Origin of the sequence: Prevotella sp. tc2-28 (assembly GCF_900107705.1) — a bacterium.
Taxonomy (GTDB): Bacteria; Bacteroidota; Bacteroidia; order Bacteroidales; family Bacteroidaceae; genus Prevotella.
In genome coordinates this window covers 63,412-83,745 of record NZ_FNRE01000010.1, presented here as the reverse complement: position 1 = coordinate 83,745, position 20,334 = coordinate 63,412, and the positions used below count along the sequence as shown (strand labels likewise).

Genomic DNA, 20,334 nt, shown 5'->3' with positions numbered 1-20,334 from the left:
GTTAATAGCATTTATTGCAACCATCTTGGATCACCAATAGTACTGGAGATTGCGCCTGAAGCCTTGAAGTTAACACCACCGTTTGGCTTGGTCAAATCAAGTTCCTTCAGAGCTGCATTCAATTCTTCTACTGTACCATAGCCAAAGGCATTCTCTTCCGTTGCACAACGAGTCTTATCAGTTGCGTCAACAGCATTCTTCAGACCCCATACCGTATTCTTTGTGATGTCAAGGTTCAACGGGTTGTTACCCTGAATGAACTTCTGTAGGCGCCAGCAATCATAGCAGATATTGCCATTGAACGTTATTGTATATTCAACGCGGTTAGGTGTATTGTTCGCAAATTCCTTATCGCTCATCACCTTGATAAAGGTGTTGTTGGTAAGCGTTGCACCACCATACTGCGAATCGAACACACGACCCAACTGATTACTCTGGAAGCGAATCATACGGTTTTTACTATTGTCTTTCAGATTGTAAATAGTACTGTTCTTAATGGTGACGTTACGGATAGCACTGCTCCAAGTCTGGGAGTCATCACGATAGTATGCCGTACCACTATAGGTACCTATCACGGCAGCATCACCAAATGATCCATTGTTATCTAACTGCACAATACAATTGTCTATGCGTACATCTTCAAGCGCCCAAGCACGAGCGCCTGAGAAGAACAGACACATCTTCACATTCTTGAACCAGCAATCCTGGAAAATAATAGGATCGGCCAGATAGTAAGCCTTGTCAGGCCAACCTGCTTTATTCGTTTCCAATTCAGGAAAAGCCACGCTGGAGCATTCGAAAACACCTTTTGACTCTTGTGAAGTGCAATCAAACTTAATCCACTTCACCTTCAAGCCTGCAGCAGTACGGATACAACCCTGACCTGTCATTGTAACGATAGGATAGTCAATCTTGTTGCCACGGAAGGTTACCTTATGACGGCCAAAATCAATTTCCTCGTCAATGGTATAAGAAGCACCACCAACCAACTCAAAGGCTTGCTCATCATCAGTCTCAATGATATGTGTCTTTACAAAGTTCACAATGTTCTCACCCGCAGGAATAGTCTGAGCTTCAATCATTGTGCTGTAGGCATACACCGTTGCCTCCTTTGCCTCAGCATTGTTAAGCTTGGTATTGCCCAAGGTCTTCACAGTAACACGATATTTGGTGTCTTCCGCCTTCGGGAACAAGAACAAAGACTTGTCCGTGCTTCCTTCTACTAACAATTCGGGCTCACCACTATCCATGTTGTCCACACGATAGTAATAGCCACCGGCACCCATAACGGCATCCCATGTAACCTTAATACTTTCACTTCCGTCAGAATTAACCAACGTAGCGAAATTGGCCTTAGAGAGCGAAGGCGATGCCAATTGTGAGTCTCTCACCGTACTGGAGAAAGTCTCATCATTGTCGAAACCTTTCTGGCATGAAGCGAGCATCAAGGCTGAGGCCAAGATGATTCCTCCTAACCCGAGAAATCCGACTTTCATCATTTGTTTTCTCATAAGCAGTTTTTTAGTTAGTAATTAATACATTTGTTCATTCATTTAAATATCTCTTTCAGGTAGGCTACGTTGGTGCCGAAGTTGCCACGAACGTTGCGAACGTCCTTGGCATTGCGGCTTCGTTCTACAACCAGCCAGCCCTTCCATTTCATCTTGTCGAGGGTCTTCTTGACTTGATGCAGGTCGATGCGTGAGTCTTTGTCGAGCGTCACGCTGTCGGTGAGCGAGGCGTGAATCTGGATGATGCGCTTGCTGCCCAGTTGTTTCAGTTCCTTCACGACATCTAGTTTCTGGTCGACGGCGTCCTGCAGATTATAATAAATCTTGATGCCTTCGCTGTTTACCTCATCTAATAATTTAATGTTCGCGCGCGCGTCAAGCTGTGTGCGGATGCCTATCACCTTGCCTGCTGCCTGCGCCATCTCGCCTACTTCATGCAGTCGGCGCACCATTTCTTCATGTTCTTCACCTGCCTGTTTCCACTCATGCCCACTGCCTCCGAGGGGAAGGAAGGCAACTTTGGCATCGAAGACATCCATCGTGTTCAGACAGTCTTGAATCAAGTCCTTGTAATTCTCACGCTTGAGGAAACTCTGGGCAAAGAAACCAGACATGGCGATGGAGGGAACGGCAACACCTAATGAGTCGGCGGTACGACGGAAAAGCTTCTGGAAATGCGGTTCACGCAACTTGTTCTCAAACAGGACACGCTTTCCCAACGGGCCCATATCGACTTCCACTCCGTCTGCATGAATGTCCTTTGTTAATTGGAATTCACCCAGTTTCTGGCGTTTCAGCATCATCCAGTCGCATGCAGCCACACGATACTGCTGTTGTGCCAAGAGGCAGGCAGGCCATGTTATAAACACGGCTAAAGCCCCTAAAAACAGGCTTTTTCTGACTTTTGATTTGTCCATTTAGTAGCTACTATTGTAAAGCTTTACGTAATTTAAGACGTTTTAAGATTACAAATGTAACTATAATCTGTCTTTTTTCTGTGTCATATCAGCAAAAGACACCGTTACAATGTTGAAAAACGATGTCTAACAAGTGTTAAATGGCATCAGACTGCAAAAAAATCAAGGAAAAAGTTGTTGGTTTCGTAAAAATTCCCTAAATTTGCAGCGCATTATGTTACATTTCCCCCTATCTTGGGGACTCGTACACACAGATTTGGACTATAACGTTAAAACAATATTTTATTTAAACTAAAACAAAGATTATGAAGAAAAGTTTTATTTTTGGCGCAGCCCTAATGCTGATGGGCGCACTGAGTTTCCAGTCATGTACCAAAGCTGACAACCCCAGCGTACCTCGTGAACCTGCTGTTGCCGTAATCGACAACGGAATGGAGTTGGCAGATGCCATTGCTCAGTTTGCAAAAGATGGTGTTCTTTCCCTTCCTGAAGGTATTGAGTTAGCTATGAATAAAGAAATTAAGTTGACCGAACCCCTGATGATTGTTGGAAATGAAAAGAAACCTGCTCTTATCACTGCTAATGTTGGATTCAATTCTACTTCCGATTTGATTTTGTCAAACATGATTATTGATGCATCCGAATTAAAGACCTCACTGATTAAGTACGAGGAAGTAAATGGCAAAAAAGCAATGAAGAGTGAAACCGAAGCAAGTGCCTACACTATTCTGAATAATATTACCTTGAACGGTGTTATCGTTAATGGATTGGAACAGTCTCTGATTGAAAGTACTGCTGGTAAGATTCTCTTCAAGAATATCGCTGTTATCAATTCAGGTGTTGAGATTAGTGGTAACAAGAATTTCTTTGCTCTTGGTGGTGGATTCCCCGAGAATTTGTTAATCGAAAACTCAACTCTTTGGTCTGGTACGAGCCATACCGGTTTCTTCTTTAAAGCCGATGGAAAACCTGGTGACGTAACTAGTACAACTACAACTACTTGGACTGTAAACCAGTCTACTTTAATTAACATTGCTGTAGGAAAGAAGGCTAATAATAGCAATGGAGGCATTAAGGGTAAGAAAACAACGATTATGAACTTAAAGAACTCAATTCTCTATAATTTCGGCTCAAATAAGGGTAATGAAGTAAATGGTTGGCTTTGGGGCCAGAATGGTGGTGCCATTTCTAACTATGAGAATAATACTTATTGGAGTGCAGATGGTGCTGTAGCAGGATGGACAGATAGTTCTAAGGGTGGCTCTGACCAAACCGGAACAGCTTTGGCTACTGATCCTGCTTTCAAGGATATCAAAAATGCCATCTTCACTCCAACTGGCGCTGACCAGGTTGACAAGAAGACTGGTGACCCCCATTGGTACAATGCTAATTAATCTACATTTATAAATTAATGTACAGGCGCGCCCGCAAGGACGTGCCTGTATTTTTGCTATCAACAAATGAAAAGGCCTAAAATATTTGGTAGTATTACCAAATTTGGTTACCTTTGCCTCGATGAATAAGATACTGATTTGGACATTGATGTTGTGTAGCGTCGTGCTGACAAGCTGCGACAAGCTGGACGACAGTGACGACGGCATGATAAGAGAAGTGCTGCCAGGCAAGTGGGCTTTCTCATATATTATTAAGAGTGACGAGGATCCTGGACTGGAATTTAACTACAAGCAGGTCATCTTCAACGAGGATGGCACATGTGCCCTAACCTATATAGACCACGAGGACGAGGAAGGTAACCCCGTATGGGGAGCATTGCACGGAACTTACGTGGCTAGCACCACCATGATACGCATTACAAGCTCTGAATTTGACGGCACAGAGCATATACTGATATGGCGCATCACGTCACTCTCTGCCAGTCAAGTGGTGGTAGAGTACGACTTCTCGATGGAAGGAAGCAGTGGAATGACAGCTGTCGTCACACTGGACAAGCAATAATCGTTTATTCCTCGACCACTTCAGAGCGAATGAACTTGTAATTATAGCTTAATACATGACAAGCTGAGAAATAGCCCAGACACCCACCGGTGAAATTGGCAATAGGATTGGTGCCAGCATTGTCCATCACCTGCATAGAATACAGATAGTCGTAAGAAAGCTTGTCGATGGAACGTAACTCCAATCGGATGTTGTCACCATCACTCAAGGCTTCAGAGTCGCCTTTATCCATATCCTTTTCTGAACAGCATTGGAACAACTGAAGCAGTTCGCCGTTTCGGTTGTGCTCGTCTTTTATCACAGCCCATCGGTAGCCCACATTATTCCGATAGATATGTGCGAAGTAATAGCTGTTCTGGTCAGGGGTATCCTGGATTTTCAGCTCTCCAAAGAGATAACGTGTATTCAACACCTTTTTCCATACGAAGCGAAACGAGTTCATGACAGGCTCCTCCTGCATGGTGGATGATGACGAGAAATGCTTGTCGTCAACATAGATGTCCAAATCGTAAGTAAGCCCAGGTTCGCCTTTCAAGGTCGAGGTATATATACCATTCCTTGTATATTTCAGCTCCTCCGAATAATCGTATTTCTTAATCGTAATGACCACTTTGGCATTATCCACATAGTGACCAGAGCGTGAGTTGTCCGTCACATTCTGCGTTGTGCTCACTTGCACCTGGGTACCCTTCTGTGTTGTAGTGCCCTCAGCCACGTAAAGCGAGTTGACCTCGTGGTAATCCATAGGTATGTCCTTTTCGCAAGAGGTTAACGATAAAGCTAACGTGAGCGCCAACAGGTATTTATTATATTTCTTCATTGCAGTCATTAGAATTTCAGATTGAACGATACAGAAGGAACGATGCCGAAGAGGCTATACTGCTTGGCACGAGTGCCTCGTCCGTATTGGCTGTCCTCGAAGCGGATGAGATAGGGATTATAGCGGTTGTACAGGTTGTAGATGCCGAAATTCCACTCACGTGTCATCCTTCCACCTTTGATTTTCTTGCTCCACGTAGCACTCACGTCCAGTCGGTGATAGTCAGGAGCCCGATAGCCATTACGCTCAGCATAATAATAGATGTAATTGTCGATAATCTGGTATTTGGCACTTGGAGCCGTAAATGCCTGTCCGGAATTAAAGACCCATGCAGCATTGAACGTCCATGCATCGTTGAGCTTATAGGTTGCCACCACATTAATATCGTGACGACGGTCGTTGTTGGCATCATACCACTGTCCCTGACTGATACCATCGATACGTGTCTGCGACCATGATAATGTGTAGCTAAGCCATCCCGTCAGGCGTCCACTATTCTTACGAGCACACATCTCGGCACCATAACCTCTGCCCTCGCCTGCCAGTACAAGCCGCTCAATCTCAATAGCCGATGCAAAGCTGATACCGTCACGATAGTCGAGGACATTATCAACATGCCGATAGTAACCCTCGAGCGAGAAGTCATAGTCTTGTTGTGGTGTCATATAAAATACGCCAAGACTCATCTGGTCAGCAATTTCAGGTTTCACCAGATTGGTACTGATAGTATAGCGGTCGAAGGGAGTTGTTGTGCTCTGGCTCCGCAATGCATGGATGTTCTGTGATGTACGGCTATATCCTGCCTTTACGCTCCATTGTTCTGATGGCTGATAAACCATGCTTACACGTGGTTCTACCGTCAGATGTGTCTTAACAGGCATGTTCTTCGTACGCTTGTAAAGCCATGTGATGTTTCCCTTCTCATCAACGTCGTAATAATAGGGACCGCCAAGGGCAGAAAAAGCTGTCAGTCGGACACCAGCAGAGAACGTCCATTGCTCTACGGGACTGTACTGCCAGTTCAACCAAGCAGCATTGTCCCAAGCCTTACGTTGTTCTTTCTCATGGTTCGACATACGCGTCCACTCTGCTGACTTCACATCCGTCAACATGGATTGCAAACCCGTATTCAACTCATGATTTCCCAACATCAGACGGAAATTCTGGTGTATTCCCGTATGACGGATATGCCCTTGATAGGCGATGTTCATACCTAAGATACTGATACCGTTGTCTGTTTTGTAGGAAGAAGCAAAGAGCGTGGTCTGAGAAGTTGACCGTCCACGGAACTGATGCAACCACGACAGGCTCCCTGCCATATTAGTCCATTGCATGTCCACCATATCCGTAAGTGCTGTCTTATCATGACTGGCATAGAACGAGAGAAACAGACGATTGCGATCGTTCATCTTATAGTCCAGTTTCAAGTTGGTGTCAAAGAAGTACAAGGAGTTGTCCCGGTAATCGTCCGTCAGCTTCAGAAAAAGGTCTGCATACGAACGGCGCACATTGAAAACCAGCCCTAGTTTATCCTTTATCACAGGACCTTCTATGGAACCTTTGGCAGACAACAGACCTATGCTCACATTGCCACCCCATCGGTCTGTACGTCCCGCACGGCTAATGATATCAAGCACCGCTGATGACGCACCGCCATATTGGGCAGGAACCAATCCTTTGAAAAGTGTGGCAGTAGCCAGTGCATTATCGTTGAAAGTGGAGAAGAGGCCTGCCAGATGACCAATATTATAGACAGGAGCCTCATCGTAAAGTATCGTGTTTTGGGCGGAAGTTCCTCCACGAACCTGGAAACTGCTTGAACCGTCGCTCTCTGACTTGACGCCAGGTAACAGCTGTAACGAGCGCATCACATCAATCTCACCAAACAGGGCCGGAGCCGAGGTTAGTTCCTTTATCTGTATCTGTTCTGCACCAATCTGCACCGAACCAATGCGTCGCTGTGCATTATTCGCATTGACGATGACTTCCTGCAACTGTTGCCCTTTCACCGTTGTGGTGTCCTGAGCTCCAGCCGTCAGTGGCATTAGTGCCAACAGCAGTATCTTTAGTCTGTTCATGGCTGCAAAGTTACGACTATTTATTTAAATCTTATTGTAAATCTATGCAAAAAAACGTTTATCGAATAGACATTTGCTCATTTTGAACGTCTTATAGGCATAGAACCAACATTTTAAATCAATAAACATGAAGAAGATTTTGATGATGGCTGCAACAAGCCTGTTTTGTATGACGGCCAGTGCACAGTATCCTCAGTTGACTGATGAAGCTGCCAAGCTTATCAGCGAACAGAAAGCCCAATGGAAGGCACACTCCGACTCTGCGTGGGAGGTAGCATTCCCCATCGTGATAGAAGAAGCCAAGGCTGGTCGCCCCTATGTACCCTGGGCAGCTCGCCCCTATGACTTGCGTCAGGCTAAAATTCCCGCATTCCCTGGTGCTGAGGGTGGTGGTATGTTTACCTTCGGTGGACGCGGTGGCAAGGTGCTGACCGTTACCAACCTGAACGACGATGGTCCTGGCTCGTTCCGCTGGGCTTGTGAGCAAGGTGGTGCACGTATCATCGTGTTCAACGTCAGCGGTATCATTCGCCTGAAATCACCTATCTACGTTCGTGCTCCCTATATCACCATTGCCGGACAAACTGCTCCTGGTGACGGTGTCATCATCGCAGGTGAGTCATTCCAGGTTGATACGCATGATGTCATTGTACGCCACATGCGCTTCCGTCGTGGTGAGACGTTGGTGACCAACCGTGAGGACTCCTTCGGTGGCAATCCCGTAGGTAACATCATGATTGACCACTGCTCTTGCGAATGGGGTCTTGACGAGAATATCTCATTCTATCGTCATATGTTTGATATGCATGACGGCAAGCCTAACCGCAAGGAGCCTACTGTCAATGTAACTATTCAGAACACGATTTCAGCCAAGGCTCTTGACACTTGGAACCACGCCTTTGGTTCAACCATCGGTGGTGAGAACACCACCTTTATGCGTAACCTCTGGGCCGACAATACTGGGCGCAATCCGTCCATTGGTTGGGGTGGTGTGTTCAACTACATCAACAATGTTGTCTACAACTGGGTACACCGTACCGCTGACGGTGGCGAGTTCACTACTATGTCGAACTTCATCAACAACTACTACAAGCCCGGTCCTCTGACACCAAAAGATGGTCCTATTGGTCATCGCATCGTGAAGGCTGAAAGCCGCTCACAGGGTTTGTTCCCCTTCAAGCAGTTCGGTCGCGTCTATGCTGTCGGCAACATCATGGAGGGATATCCTGAAATTACAAAAGACAACTGGAACGGTGGCATCCAGACTGCTGACAAGGATGGTGAAATGGACGCTACCGAAAAGGCGCTGATGCGTTCGAATGAACCATTTGAGATGCCTTTCGTCAAGGTAATGGGTGCTGAACAGGCCTTCGATTGGGTGCTCGCCAATGCAGGAGCCAATATCCCTTGCCGCGACATCGTTGACCAGCGTATCTGTGACGAGGTTCGTACTGGTCAGGCCTACTTCGTAGATAAATATGAGAAGAAGGTGAAGGACAACCCTTACGGTGATATGTGGGGTCTGCACGAGAAGTCAAAAAACGATGAAGGTTTCTTCAAGTATCGTCGCTTGGGCAAAGACTCTTATAAACAAGGTATCATCACCGATCCTCGTCAGATGGGTGGTTATCCTGAGTACAAGTCGTGGGAGCCTTATGTTGACACCGACAATGACGGTATGCCCGACGAATGGGAAAAGCAGTATGGGTTGAACCCCAACGATGCCTCAGACGCTGTAAAGGACTGCAACGGTGACGGCTATACTAACATCGAGAAATATATCAACGGCATCAACCCAAATACCAAGACAGACTGGCGTAACCTGAACAACAACTATGACACGCTGGCTGCTAAAGGAAAACTGATGTAATAGCATATGAAAAAAGTTCTAGTTTTACTTGTCGGACTAATCACCTTAGTCTCAATAGAAAGCAAAGGTCAGGTCGTTCCTCTCAATACTGAGGGGCAGGATCCTAAATACGTAGAGACCATCAAGGGACGTGCACAGAAAATTGTTGACGGTCTGAACTTGGCAGATGCCCAAAAGGCAGAAAGCGTGCGCAATATCATTGCCAATCGCTATTTCTTGCTGAACGACATCCACAACAAGTATGACAAGACTCATCAGGATGCCCGTGACGCAGAGCTCTACAAACATCATTTCGAACTCGCATCTGCCCTCTCCCTCTATCTGACCAATGAGCAGATTGATGCCGTCAAGGATGGCATGACCTATGGTCGATTGAAACGTGACTATCGTGCGACGTTAGAGATGATTCCATCACTGACCGAGGAAGAGAAAACACAAGTGCTCATCTGGCTCCAAGAGGCTCGAGAGTATGCTATGGATGCCGCTGATTCCAAAGGCAAGCACTTTTGGTTCGACAAGTACCGTGGACGTACCAACAACTGGCTCTCTGCACGCGGTTACGACCTGAAGAAGGAACGTGACAACTGGATGAAAAGAATAGAAGAGGCGAAGAAAAAGTAAAGAGAAATGAACAAGCACTTATTAGTCGCTTTGACAGTATTATTTGTAATTCCATCGGCAGCCCAAGAGGTGCCGATGGATTACTCGTATTGTGGCTATCATCGTTCAGAACAACTTATCCCGTCAGCAAGGGTAGCCACCTATGTTCAACCGTCAGGACAAGACGATGCACAGACACTACAAGCTGCCATCGACTGGCTAAGCCAACAAAAACCTGACAAGCAGACAGGACTGCGTGGCGCCATCTTGCTCGGAGAAGGCACCTTTATCATCAGCGAACCCATTCGCATCCGTACTAGCGGTGTCATCCTACGAGGCTGTGGACGTGACAAGACTATCCTACGCAAGACCGGATACGACCGCGGTGCTCTTATATATATAGAAGGTACGCCCGATATTATAACAAAGGACACGTTTGAAGTGTCCGATGTGAAAGCCGGCGCAATAACCCTTCCCGTCGCCAGCAACACACGGTTGTCAGCCAATAGCAGGATCATCATCCATCGGCCCTCGACTGCCGCATGGATAGCATCTCTTGACTGCCTGTCATTTGGAGGTGGTAAGCGAATGGGATACTGGGCATGGCATCCTGGCGATATTGATCTTCGTTGGAATCGTCAGATTATGGCTGTAAACGGTTCTGATATCATCATTGATGCACCTATCACCACAACGATAGAAAACCGTTGGGGCGGAGCTCAAGCCATCGTTTACGAGCATAAAGGTCTTATCCGTGAATGCGGCGTAGAGAACATGACTTTGGAGTCTGACTACAACCGGGCATTACCAATGGACGAGAACCACTGCTGGGATGGTGTCTACGTGGCTGATGCAGAAGACTGCTGGGTGCGCATGGTGAATTTCCGTCATTTTGCCGGATCAGCCGTCGTCATACAGAAATCAGCACAACAGATTACCGTTGAGGACTGCCAATCGTTACAACCCATATCAGAAATTGGAGGTTTCCGCCGTCGTACATTCCTAACCTTTGGCCAGAAGACACTTTTTCAACGCTGCTACTCGGAACATGGAATTAACGACTTCGCTGTCGGACATACTGCAGCAGGTCCCAATGCCTTTGTGCAGTGTGACAGTTATGAATCATTCGGTCCCAGTGGTGCCATCTCGTCATGGGCACCTGGTATTCTGTTTGATATCGTAAACATCGATGGTAACGATATCGTATTCAAGAACTGGGAACTGGAAAAGTTCGGTGCAGGCTGGAGTACTGCTAACAGCACCATGTGGCAATCCACCGCCTCCGGTTTATTCTGCTACTCTCCCGACACACTGAACAGGAACTATTCACGAGGTTGTTGGGGACAAGTGATGGGTAACGGAGAATATACGGAGATGAACGAGCATGTGAAACCATATTCATTGTACGCGGCACAGTTAGAAAAACGCTTAGGACGCGATGTGACAGCCCAATGCAGGGTATTGGAAAGAAACACCAATGCATCCTCTTCACCAACTATCGAAGAAGCTATCCAAATGGCCAAGGAAGCTTTGAAACCACGCACTACCTTGCAGCAGTGGATTGATGGAGCCCAGTTTGAGGGGGATATCACTAGTAAGACTAGTAAATTTAAGATGACTAGTAAGACTAGTAAAACTAGTAAAACAAACTATACTATTACCAACGCGTGGCTCACCCAAGATGGCCATGTCCTTGTAGGCGGCAAGCACCAAACACCTTGGTGGAACGGACGAACTACTGACGCGGCTATGGCGAAGGCGAAATATGCACTGACCCGCTTTGTTCCGGGACAGGAAGGCAAGGGAGGTACTGACCGTATTGACAGTGTGATTATTGAGATGCAACGCTCTCACACACTTTTATTCAGTCAGAACTATGGTTTGTGGACTGATCGTCGTCGTGATGACCATGAGCGTATTCGTCGTAAGAATGGTGACGCATGGGCTCCTTTCTACGAACAGCCTTTTGCTCGTACGGGAAAGGAACTAGCATGGGATGGCATGTCGAAATACGACCTTACCCAACTGAACAAATGGTATTTCTGGAGACTGCAACAGTTCGCCAAAAAGACTGAACCCATCGGTATTTTGCTGAAAAACCAACACTACTTCCAACATAACATTCTGGAAGCTGGCGCCCACTGGGTGGACTGTCCTTGGCGCACTGCGAACAATATCAATCAAACGCCATTCCTGGAACCTGTTAACTTTACAGGCGACAAGCGTATTTTTACGGCGACCTTGTTCTATGACATCAACAACCCGACACTACGTGAATTGCATCGACAGTACATCCGCCAGTCGCTCGATGCCTTCAAAGGCCAGCAAAACGTCATACATTCCATCGGAGAAGAGTTTACTGGCCCGTTGCACTTCGTACAGTTCTGGCTGGATGTAGTAGGAGAATGGGAAAAAGAAAATGGCCCAGTTCTTGTTGACCTTGCCGTTAACAAAGACGTACAAGACGCTATCTTAGAAGACCCCATTCGCTCTAAGATAGTTGATATCATTGATATTGAGCAATGGTTTTACCACAATAAGGGAGAATATGCTCCACAAGGAGGTGTCAACATGGCACAGCGCCAGTATATGCGCAAGATAAAAACAGGAAGTGCTCGTTTTGAAGATGTCTATCAAGCAGTCAGTGAGTATCGTGCAAAATACAACAAGGCCGTCATCTATTCAGCCCAGAAATATCCAGAATTGGGATGGGCGTCGCTCATGGCCGGAGGTTCGTGTGCCGTCATTCCCGTAAAAGATGAAAAATTCCTGAGTAGCATTTCTTCGATGAAACCGGAGAAAATGGAAGATTATTATCTACTGAAGAGCACTGAGGGCATGGTGGTCTATTTACCACAAAACAGTGGACAAAACATCACTCTACCAAGCAAGGACACCTATATTTTGTATCAGATAGACGAGCGGACAGGCCAAATAAGACGAATAGGCAACATAAAAGATGATGTGAAGCTAAAAGAAAAAGGCATCTTCTGGTTGCAGAAAAAATAAGATTTCAATGGGAAAAATTAGTGAAATACCAATTTTTCCCATTTTTTTAACTGTTTTTCTAACTAAAGTAATCAATTTTTCCATATCTTTGCAGCAGATAAAACAAACTACTTAAAAACTAACCTCTACAAATTAATGGCAAGCAACCATCTTAAAGTTCGAACCCGTGAACTCGTAGCTGAGTTTTGCGCCGGCAACGATCAAGCGTTTGCACAGTTGTACGATTTGTATATACAGATTCTGTTCAACTATGGCATTAAGATTACCCAAGATCAGGAATTGTTGAAAGACTGCATCCATGACGTTTTCATGAAAGTATACAGTAAACGTAATGAGAAAACAGCCATCAACAATCTGGCTTCTTACCTGATTATCTCGCTGAAGAATCGCCTGTTTGATGAGTTTCGTCGCCAGACATTCACCTCAGAGGATGCTGTAGAGGATTATGAATTCCGCTGCTCGACCACCGATGTAGAACGTGACTATCTGCATACAGAACTGGAAAAGATACAGTCAGACAAAGTGGAACATCTGATGAAAAACCTCACACAACGCCAGCGTCAGGCTATTACCTTATATTATTTAGAGCAACGAAAATACGAGGAAATCTGCCAAATTATGCAAATGAACTACCACTCTGTACGTAACCTGATGCACCGTGGAATGCTGAAATTGCGAGAGGCCGCCTTGTAAAATAGTCTGTCTACTGATGACATGATTTCATATGTTTCGTCTTAATGATAGAAAAGACCGAAACATTTGAAACAAAACATTTACACCCATGTAGACGAATTCCTGCGTGATGATGATTTTATCCGTTACGTGATGGATGCCTGTCCAGACAAAGAATCGTATTGGGCTTCTTACCTCCATGCGGCTCCAGACATCCGTATGGCCTATCTGAAAGCCTACGATATCCTAAATCATCTGGACGATTGTAGTCTGCTGTCGCCAGAAGAGGTACACTGCCTGAAACAACGCATCATGCACTCTATCCAGCATATCAACTAAATATTTAGAACATCTGGCTGACACGACGGATACCAGCCACCAATACATCAATTTCTTCCTTCGTATTATATAAGGCAAAAGAGGCGCGAACGGTACCACTGATGCCCAAGCGGTCCATCAGAGGCTGTGCGCAATGATGTCCTGTGCGCACGGCTATGCCAAGTCGATCGAGCAATGTCCCCATATCAAGATGGTGAATGTCACCTACCAGGAAAGAGACCACCGCATCCTTATGCTCCGCCTCACCAAAGATACGAATGCCATCGATGGTTTTCAGCTGTTCCATGCAATAACGGGTCAGTTCCTGTTCGTGAGCTTTGATGTTATCAATACCTACGGAACAAAGGTAATCAATGGCAGTAGCTAAGCCATGGGTGGCTACGTAGTCAGGGGTACCCGCTTCAAACTTAAAAGGCAGGCGCTCGAAGGTAGTTTTCTCCCACGTTACCTTGTCAATCATCTCACCACCACCTTGATACGGAGGCAACTTCTCCAACCATTCCTCTTTGCCATAAAGAACGCCAACTCCCGTAGGACCATACATCTTATGGCCACTAAAAGCATAGAAGTCGCAGCCGATAGCCTGTACGTCAATCTTCATGTGAGGCGCGCTTTGGGCTCCGTCTACGAGAACAGGAATACCACAGGCATGTGCCATCTCAACAATACGCTTCACGTCGTTGACAGTACCCAGCACGTTGCTAACATGCGCAATGCTCACCAGCTTTGTCTTAGATGAAAGATGAGCATTGAAAGTGGAGAGATCCAGACAACCTTTGTCATCAATGGGCAGATGCTTCACCACAATGCCCCGCTTCATCGCCTGTAGTTGCCAGGGAACGATATTGGAATGGTGCTCCATGTCGCTCACCAGCACCTCGTCTCCCTCCTTCATCTGATTCTCACAGAACGATGATGCCACCAAATTGATCGCTTCCGTTGTACCACGGGTAAAAATGATTTCCTCAGTCTTGGCGGCATTGATAAACTGACGCACCTTTTCGCGCGCTGCTTCATGGAGATCAGTAGCCTGCTGAGAGAGATAGTGTACACCACGATGCACGTTAGCGTTCACGTTGAGATACTCTTCACGCATAGCATCCAGTACACAGAGCGGCTTCTGCGTCGTTGCTGCATTATCCAGATAAACCAACGGCTTACCGTACACTTCCCTAGAAAGAATCGGGAAGTCTTCACGTACTTTTCTAATATCGTACATCACCTATTCTCACTTACAAAGTTTGCAACCCTCACACTTGTTCAACTCACCGCGGAAACGCTTCTCCACCAAATAGTGCAGGCGGTCGCGAAGCGGTTCAAGTTCCATATGATCAATAACCTCATTGATAAAGGCATTCTGCAACAACAGACGAGCCTCTTTCTTCGAGATACCACGCTGTTGCATATAGAACAGTGCGGCATCATTCAACTGGCCAACCGTAGAGCCGTGGGCACACTTCACATCATCTGCATATATCTCCAGCATGGGTTGGGTGTACATACGAGCCATTTTCGTAGCCGTCAGGTTCTGGTTCGTCATTTGAGACGTCGTCTTCTGCGCGTCTTTCTTCACCAACACTCGGCCTGCAAAGGCACCCGTTGCCTCGTCGTCCAACACATACTTATACAACTCATTGGAGCTACAATGCGATACATGATGCGTAATCAGCGTGTTATTGTCAACATGTTGATTCTTATCAGCTATTACACAACCGTTGCATGAGCATTCTGCCCCCTCGCCCACAAGGTCGAGGTTCAATTTGTTGCGTGTCACTCCATTGTGTAGCGTGATGACGTTATGGTTCACACGGCTGTTAGCCTGTTGTTCTATGTAGACATTGCTCACACGAGTGTTTTTGTTATGTGTCTCTTCCAAGCAATATAAATCCAATTTGGCATTCTCGCCTACATAGGCCTCAATGACCTGAGTAGCCAGGAAGTGACGGTCATCCATGGCATGGTCGCAGAACAGAAACTTAACCTCGGCTCCTTCCTCCAAGACTATCAGCACGCGGCGGTTCACCATCAGGTCGACATCCGAACGTAGGATATTAATGACCTGTATGGCACGGTCAACCACCACACCTTTGGGCACATAGACAAAGAGCCCGTCCTGCGCCAGCATGGTGTTCAGGTCCGTAACGGCGTCTCCGTCCTTGCCTGCCAATTGGTTATAAAGCATTGTGGCATGTTCCTTCAACGACCCGACAATCACACCCTCAGGCAAATGACCTTTGGGGTGCGCTTGGGTATAGAACCCGTCGTTCACCACGAAATACAGCGAGGTCGAAAGGTTGGGCACATCACAGCGAAAAGCGTCATAGGGATTTACGGGAATCTCCAGCCGGTTCAGGTTCAATCCATAGTCAGGCTCAAAGAGCTTTTGAATGTCCGTATATTTATAGCGCTCCACCTTCCGCGTGGGAAAACCACCCTGACTGAACCGCTCGAAAGCTGCATCACGCTGGGCATTCATCACGTCTGACGAATGCTCGAAAATCATCTCACGACACTGCTCATACAGCTCTATGTATTGCTTCTCACTACTCATTGACTTCCGCCTTTATCCAATCATAGCCACGCTCCTGAATATCCTTAGCCAGTTCTGGACCTGCCGTCTTCACTATCTGACCCTTATACAACACATGTACCACGTCGGGGCGAATCATCTCCAACAGGCGGTCGTAGTGAGTAATGACAATGCACGATGTCTCGGGAGTCTTCAGTTTATTCACGCCCTCGGCCACGATGCGCATAGCATCGACATCCAGTCCAGAGTCCGTCTCGTCAAGTATGGACAACTTCGGTTCGAGCATAGCCATCTGGAAAATCTCGTTACGCTTCTTCTCACCACCACTGAATCCCTCGTTCACTGAACGACCAGCCAACTTATTATCCAGTTCTACTATCTTCTGTTTCTCACGCATCAACTTGATGAAGTCACCGGCTTTCAGTTCGGGCAATCCCATATACTTGCGTTTCTCGTTGATGGCAGCCTTCATGAAGTTAGTCATCGAGACACCAGGGATTTCCACCGGATACTGGAACGAGAGGAAGAGTCCCTCGTGCGCCCTATCCTCAGGTTTCATCTCCAATAGATTCTTTCCATTGAAGTATGCCTCGCCCTCCGTAACCTCATAGAGCGGATTGCCCACAAGCACAGCACTCAGCGTACTCTTTCCCGAACCATTAGGTCCCATGATGGCATGCGTCTCACCATCCTTGATGGTCAGATTGATACCCCTTAATATCTCTTTATCGCCAATCCTGGCATGCAAGTTTCTTACTTCTAACATACAATTTTTTCTATTATTGCGTGCAAAGTTACAACTTTTACCTGAGACAAGCAAAAAATACTGATTACGATTCGTTACAGGAATGCATAGCGGCAAATGAAGAGCACAGCCAGCAGGATGGTTGCCCAGTTCATGTTGTTGCGCTCGTCTGCGTCTTTGAAGGTACCAGACAGCAGGTGTATCAGCACATAAGAGATGACACCCATCAGGATACCGTCGGATATGCTATAGGTAAGCGGCATGAGCACGATGCATACGAAGCAGGGAATGGCCGTTACGTAGTTGGAGAAATCAACCTTACGAATGTCATGCATCATCATCACACCCACCAAGATGAGGGCTGCTGCCGTAGCCTGTGCCGGAATGGCAAGGAACAGTGGTGCGAAGAGCAATGCTACGGCAAAGCAGATGGCGGTAGTAAGACTGGTCACGCCAGAGCGTCCGCCCACATTCACACCCGAGGCACTCTCTACGTAAGTCGTCACCGTCGAGGTACCAAGCATAGCACCTACGGTTGTTCCGATGGCATCAGCCATAAAGGCCTGGTTCAAGTTCTTTACGTTGCCGTTGTCGTCAACCATACCTGCTCGGTTGGACACGCCAATCAACGTTCCAATCGTATCGAACATATCGATAAACAGGAAAGTGAGCACCACGACAACCATATCTACCGTGAAGATATTGTGCCACTCAAACTGCAGGAAGATAGGGCTGATGGAGGGAGGTGCTGACATGATGCCCGAATAGTTCGTGACGCCCAGGGGAATGCCCACGATGGTAGTCACCAAGATGCCAATGAGCAGGGCACCTGTAACGCCCCTTACCAAGAGTGCCGCCGTGAGGAGGATGCCGAAGATGCTCAGCAGTACGGCAGTGTCGTGCAGGTTGCCCAGTGTGATGAACGTCGATTCCGACGAGGTGACGATACCTGCGCCCTTCAGTCCCACGAAGGCGATAAAGAGTCCGATGCCCGGACTGATGGCTCGGCGCATAACCAGCGGAATAGCATTGACGATGTGCTGGCGCAGACCTGTAACGGTCAGTATGATGAAGATAAGACCCTCTATCATGACTGCGGTCAGTGCAAATTGCCACGAATACCCCATGGTGAGCACGACGGTAAAGGCAAAGAAAGCGTTCAGTCCCATACCTGGAGCCAGGGCGAAGGGCAGCTTGGCATAGACAGCCATCACTAAGGTGGCTACAACTGCCGAAATACATGTTGTGGTAAACACGGCACCGGCATCCATACCCGTCACTGAGAGAATGCTAGGATTGACAGCCAGGATATAGGCCATCGTCAAGAAAGTGGTAATGCCACCAATCACCTCCTTGCGCAAAGTCATTGTGGAGGAATCAAATCCAAATAGTTTTTCTAACATAATATTGTATTTTAAGTTTTAATATTTTACTTCTTACCACTCACCACTATGAAATGGGGAGCCGTGTCTATCGTGATAAGACCGTTGTTGCGCCGGGCTTCTTCCATGAGGATGCGCACAGCGTTCTCATTGTCCACTTGGTCTTTGCTCTTCAGCCGCGGTGTGTTGTTCCACTTCACCAAAGGGTTGTGCATACCTGTAGCCTTATCCACACGGTCACCAGTAGCAACAAACTGGCTGACTGCCACACGAACGCTGCGGTCGGCCCATCCCTCGGTCCAATGTCCGTCGGCATAAATCGTGGTGCCATCTTTCACCAGTGAGCGTAGCGTATAGCTTGCGTCGGCATTGACGGTCATATAGCAATCGATGCCTACCATTCGCGACAGCAGCATAGCTCCGTACTTGGTCATCGCATACTCCATCAACAGGAGCAAGTCGGCATAAGTGAGTTCATAGACATAGATAAGGTTGTCGAATGGGAACATTTCGTAGATGCTTGAAACCGTAATGTTTCGTGTCTTCGCCCCATGTAAGGGGAAAGTAGTGCGCACACCGCCATTGTTAACGAAACCGATGTCGGCATGGCCTATGCGCCGCACCAGGTCACTCATCCAGTTGCCCATCGTAGAGGCGCGCCCGCCACTTCCCTTCAGTGCCAGACTGTCGTCAACGTTATTGTAGTTCTTCACCAAATCAACATTGATGTATCCGATTACTTTCTCCAGCATGGGTTTGATATGTTCGATAGCACTGTCCGAAATCGCAAGGATATCGGCCTCCAAGTCCTCTGCGTGCTCACCGGTAGCGGTATGGGTGTCCTTCTTGCCGTCTACTTCTATGTTGCGACAATTGTCCACTTGAACCTTCGAGATCTTACCCGTACCGTCCACCTGGAACAACAGTTCTGCATAAGAATACGACTGGCAATATGCCTTTCCCTGCAGATAGGGGATTCCGTGGGCTGTTGTGTCGCACTGGTTCACATGACTATGTCCGCCCAGCACGAGGTCGATGGCCGACTGTCCGCCCAGGCTGTTTGCCGCCTCGTTGGCCACACCGTGAATCAACAGTACCGTAGCGTCGCAGAGGCCGTTGCGCTCCAGCGAATCGGCCAGGGCGTTGATGCGTGGATAGTCGATGCGGATATCGTAGCCCTTGTCTATAAACTGATGGACAAACATGCTTTGGGCTGCATAATGGGCCATGCCGATAACGCCGATTCTCACCCCCACGCGATGACCGTCGGCACTGATGGCCGACTTGTCGAGGATGACATAGTCGTGGGTGGTATGGGTGCGCTTGCCGTGACGGTACAGGTTGGCACACACCACGGGGACGGGGTTTGCACTGCGCTTGCCGGCATATTCGTAATCCAGCAGCGTTCCGTCGTCGTCCACCAGTTGCTCGAAGCCCCAGTCGAACTCGTGGTTGCCCAGCGCCACGGCGTCGTAGTCCATCATGTTGAAAGCCATGTAAAGGGGTTTCCCGCGCTGGATGTTCGAGAGAATAGTGCCTTGATAGATGTCGCCGCCATCCAGCAGCAGCAGTTTCTTCGGGTCGTAGTCGGCGCCACGGCCGCGGATGTCATTGGCCTTGTCGGCCACGTACGCCAGCCGGTAGTGGTTGGTACCGGTCGACGTGTTCACCAGCGTCCCGTGGACATCGGTGGTCTCTATGACGGGTAGCCTGTAACTTCCCGTAGGCACTAATGACTGACTTTGCCGCAGGTGGCGACTCGATGAGCAGCCTGCCATGATGAGCAGGAGCGCGGAAATGCCGGCTATTTGTTTTAGGCTATTTAAACGGTGCATATTTTCATTAGATTAACAATGATGTCACAAAGGTACAAAAAACATTACTATTCACCAAATAATCCATCCT

At 47.4% G+C, this 20,334-nt stretch carries 16 protein-coding genes; 7 read left to right on the top strand and 9 right to left on the bottom strand.

Annotated features, from left to right (window positions below):
• Nucleotides 1-11 precede the first annotated feature (11 nt).
• The gene (locus tag BLU47_RS10005; RefSeq protein ID WP_176780541.1) at nucleotides 12-1,499 is read right to left on the bottom strand and encodes a DUF4992 family lipoprotein; all 1,488 of its coding nucleotides are present in this window, start codon (nucleotides 1,497-1,499) and stop codon (nucleotides 12-14) included.
• Nucleotides 1,500-1,549: 50 nt separating this feature from the next.
• Nucleotides 1,550-2,428 (bottom strand): sugar phosphate isomerase/epimerase family protein, encoded by an 879-nt coding sequence (locus BLU47_RS10000; RefSeq protein ID WP_091961961.1) that lies wholly within the window; start codon nucleotides 2,426-2,428, stop codon nucleotides 1,550-1,552.
• A gap of 305 nt (nucleotides 2,429-2,733) precedes the next feature.
• Here BLU47_RS10000 and BLU47_RS09995 point away from each other — a divergent pair, with 305 nt between their 5' ends.
• Nucleotides 2,734-3,822, top strand: coding sequence for a DUF5123 domain-containing protein (locus tag BLU47_RS09995; RefSeq protein WP_091961959.1), 1,089 nt, complete (start codon nucleotides 2,734-2,736; stop codon nucleotides 3,820-3,822).
• A 121-nt stretch (nucleotides 3,823-3,943) separates the two neighbouring features.
• The gene (locus tag BLU47_RS09990) at nucleotides 3,944-4,384 is read left to right on the top strand and encodes a hypothetical protein (protein WP_091961956.1); all 441 of its coding nucleotides are present in this window, start codon (nucleotides 3,944-3,946) and stop codon (nucleotides 4,382-4,384) included.
• A gap of 4 nt (nucleotides 4,385-4,388) precedes the next feature.
• On the opposite strand, the gene BLU47_RS09985 is transcribed toward BLU47_RS09990, so the two are convergent.
• Nucleotides 4,389-5,204: a DUF4249 domain-containing protein gene (locus tag BLU47_RS09985; RefSeq protein WP_176780540.1), complete on the bottom strand. Its 816-nt coding sequence runs from the start codon at nucleotides 5,202-5,204 to the stop codon at nucleotides 4,389-4,391.
• An 8-nt stretch (nucleotides 5,205-5,212) separates the two neighbouring features.
• Nucleotides 5,213-7,282, bottom strand: a complete 2,070-nt coding sequence (locus BLU47_RS09980) for a TonB-dependent receptor plug domain-containing protein (protein WP_091961950.1) — start codon at nucleotides 7,280-7,282, stop codon at nucleotides 5,213-5,215.
• A 127-nt stretch (nucleotides 7,283-7,409) separates the two neighbouring features.
• Here BLU47_RS09980 and BLU47_RS09975 point away from each other — a divergent pair, with 127 nt between their 5' ends.
• The 5 genes from BLU47_RS09975 to BLU47_RS09955 all read left to right on the top strand — a co-directional run bounded on the left by BLU47_RS09975 (nucleotide 7,410) and on the right by BLU47_RS09955 (nucleotide 13,772).
• A complete protein-coding gene (locus BLU47_RS09975; protein ID WP_091961947.1) occupies nucleotides 7,410-9,152 on the top strand; it encodes a polysaccharide lyase in 1,743 nt (580 codons plus the stop codon).
• 6 nt (nucleotides 9,153-9,158) lie between these two features.
• Nucleotides 9,159-9,773 (top strand): DUF3826 domain-containing protein, encoded by a 615-nt coding sequence (locus tag BLU47_RS09970; protein ID WP_091961944.1) that lies wholly within the window; start codon nucleotides 9,159-9,161, stop codon nucleotides 9,771-9,773.
• A gap of 6 nt (nucleotides 9,774-9,779) precedes the next feature.
• Nucleotides 9,780-12,761 carry a DUF6298 domain-containing protein gene (locus BLU47_RS09965; protein ID WP_091961942.1) on the top strand — a complete coding sequence of 994 codons (2,982 nt, stop codon included), beginning with the start codon at nucleotides 9,780-9,782 and terminating at the stop codon, nucleotides 12,759-12,761.
• 135 nt (nucleotides 12,762-12,896) lie between these two features.
• Complete coding sequence (locus BLU47_RS09960) at nucleotides 12,897-13,454, top strand: RNA polymerase sigma factor (protein WP_091961940.1); 558 nt, start codon at nucleotides 12,897-12,899, stop codon at nucleotides 13,452-13,454.
• A gap of 66 nt (nucleotides 13,455-13,520) precedes the next feature.
• Nucleotides 13,521-13,772: a hypothetical protein gene (locus BLU47_RS09955; RefSeq protein WP_091961937.1), complete on the top strand. Its 252-nt coding sequence runs from the start codon at nucleotides 13,521-13,523 to the stop codon at nucleotides 13,770-13,772.
• Nucleotides 13,773-13,776: 4 nt separating this feature from the next.
• Here the strand turns inward: BLU47_RS09955 and BLU47_RS09950 are convergent, their stop codons facing one another.
• From BLU47_RS09950 to BLU47_RS09930, 5 genes are all read right to left on the bottom strand, one after another.
• Nucleotides 13,777-14,991 carry an aminotransferase class V-fold PLP-dependent enzyme gene (locus tag BLU47_RS09950; RefSeq protein WP_091961934.1) on the bottom strand — a complete coding sequence of 405 codons (1,215 nt, stop codon included), beginning with the start codon at nucleotides 14,989-14,991 and terminating at the stop codon, nucleotides 13,777-13,779.
• Nucleotides 14,992-15,000: 9 nt separating this feature from the next.
• Nucleotides 15,001-16,323 carry a Fe-S cluster assembly protein SufD gene (gene sufD / locus BLU47_RS09945; protein WP_091961931.1) on the bottom strand — a complete coding sequence of 441 codons (1,323 nt, stop codon included), beginning with the start codon at nucleotides 16,321-16,323 and terminating at the stop codon, nucleotides 15,001-15,003.
• Nucleotides 16,316-17,068, bottom strand: a complete 753-nt coding sequence (gene sufC / locus BLU47_RS09940; RefSeq protein ID WP_091961929.1) for a Fe-S cluster assembly ATPase SufC — start codon at nucleotides 17,066-17,068, stop codon at nucleotides 16,316-16,318. The genes sufD and sufC overlap by 8 nt, the downstream gene beginning before the upstream one ends.
• Before the next feature lie 74 nt (nucleotides 17,069-17,142).
• Nucleotides 17,143-18,450 carry an NCS2 family permease gene (locus tag BLU47_RS09935; protein ID WP_091961925.1) on the bottom strand — a complete coding sequence of 436 codons (1,308 nt, stop codon included), beginning with the start codon at nucleotides 18,448-18,450 and terminating at the stop codon, nucleotides 17,143-17,145.
• A gap of 26 nt (nucleotides 18,451-18,476) precedes the next feature.
• A complete protein-coding gene (locus tag BLU47_RS09930) occupies nucleotides 18,477-20,264 on the bottom strand; it encodes a bifunctional metallophosphatase/5'-nucleotidase (RefSeq protein ID WP_091961923.1) in 1,788 nt (595 codons plus the stop codon).
• Nucleotides 20,265-20,334: the final 70 nt, after the last annotated feature.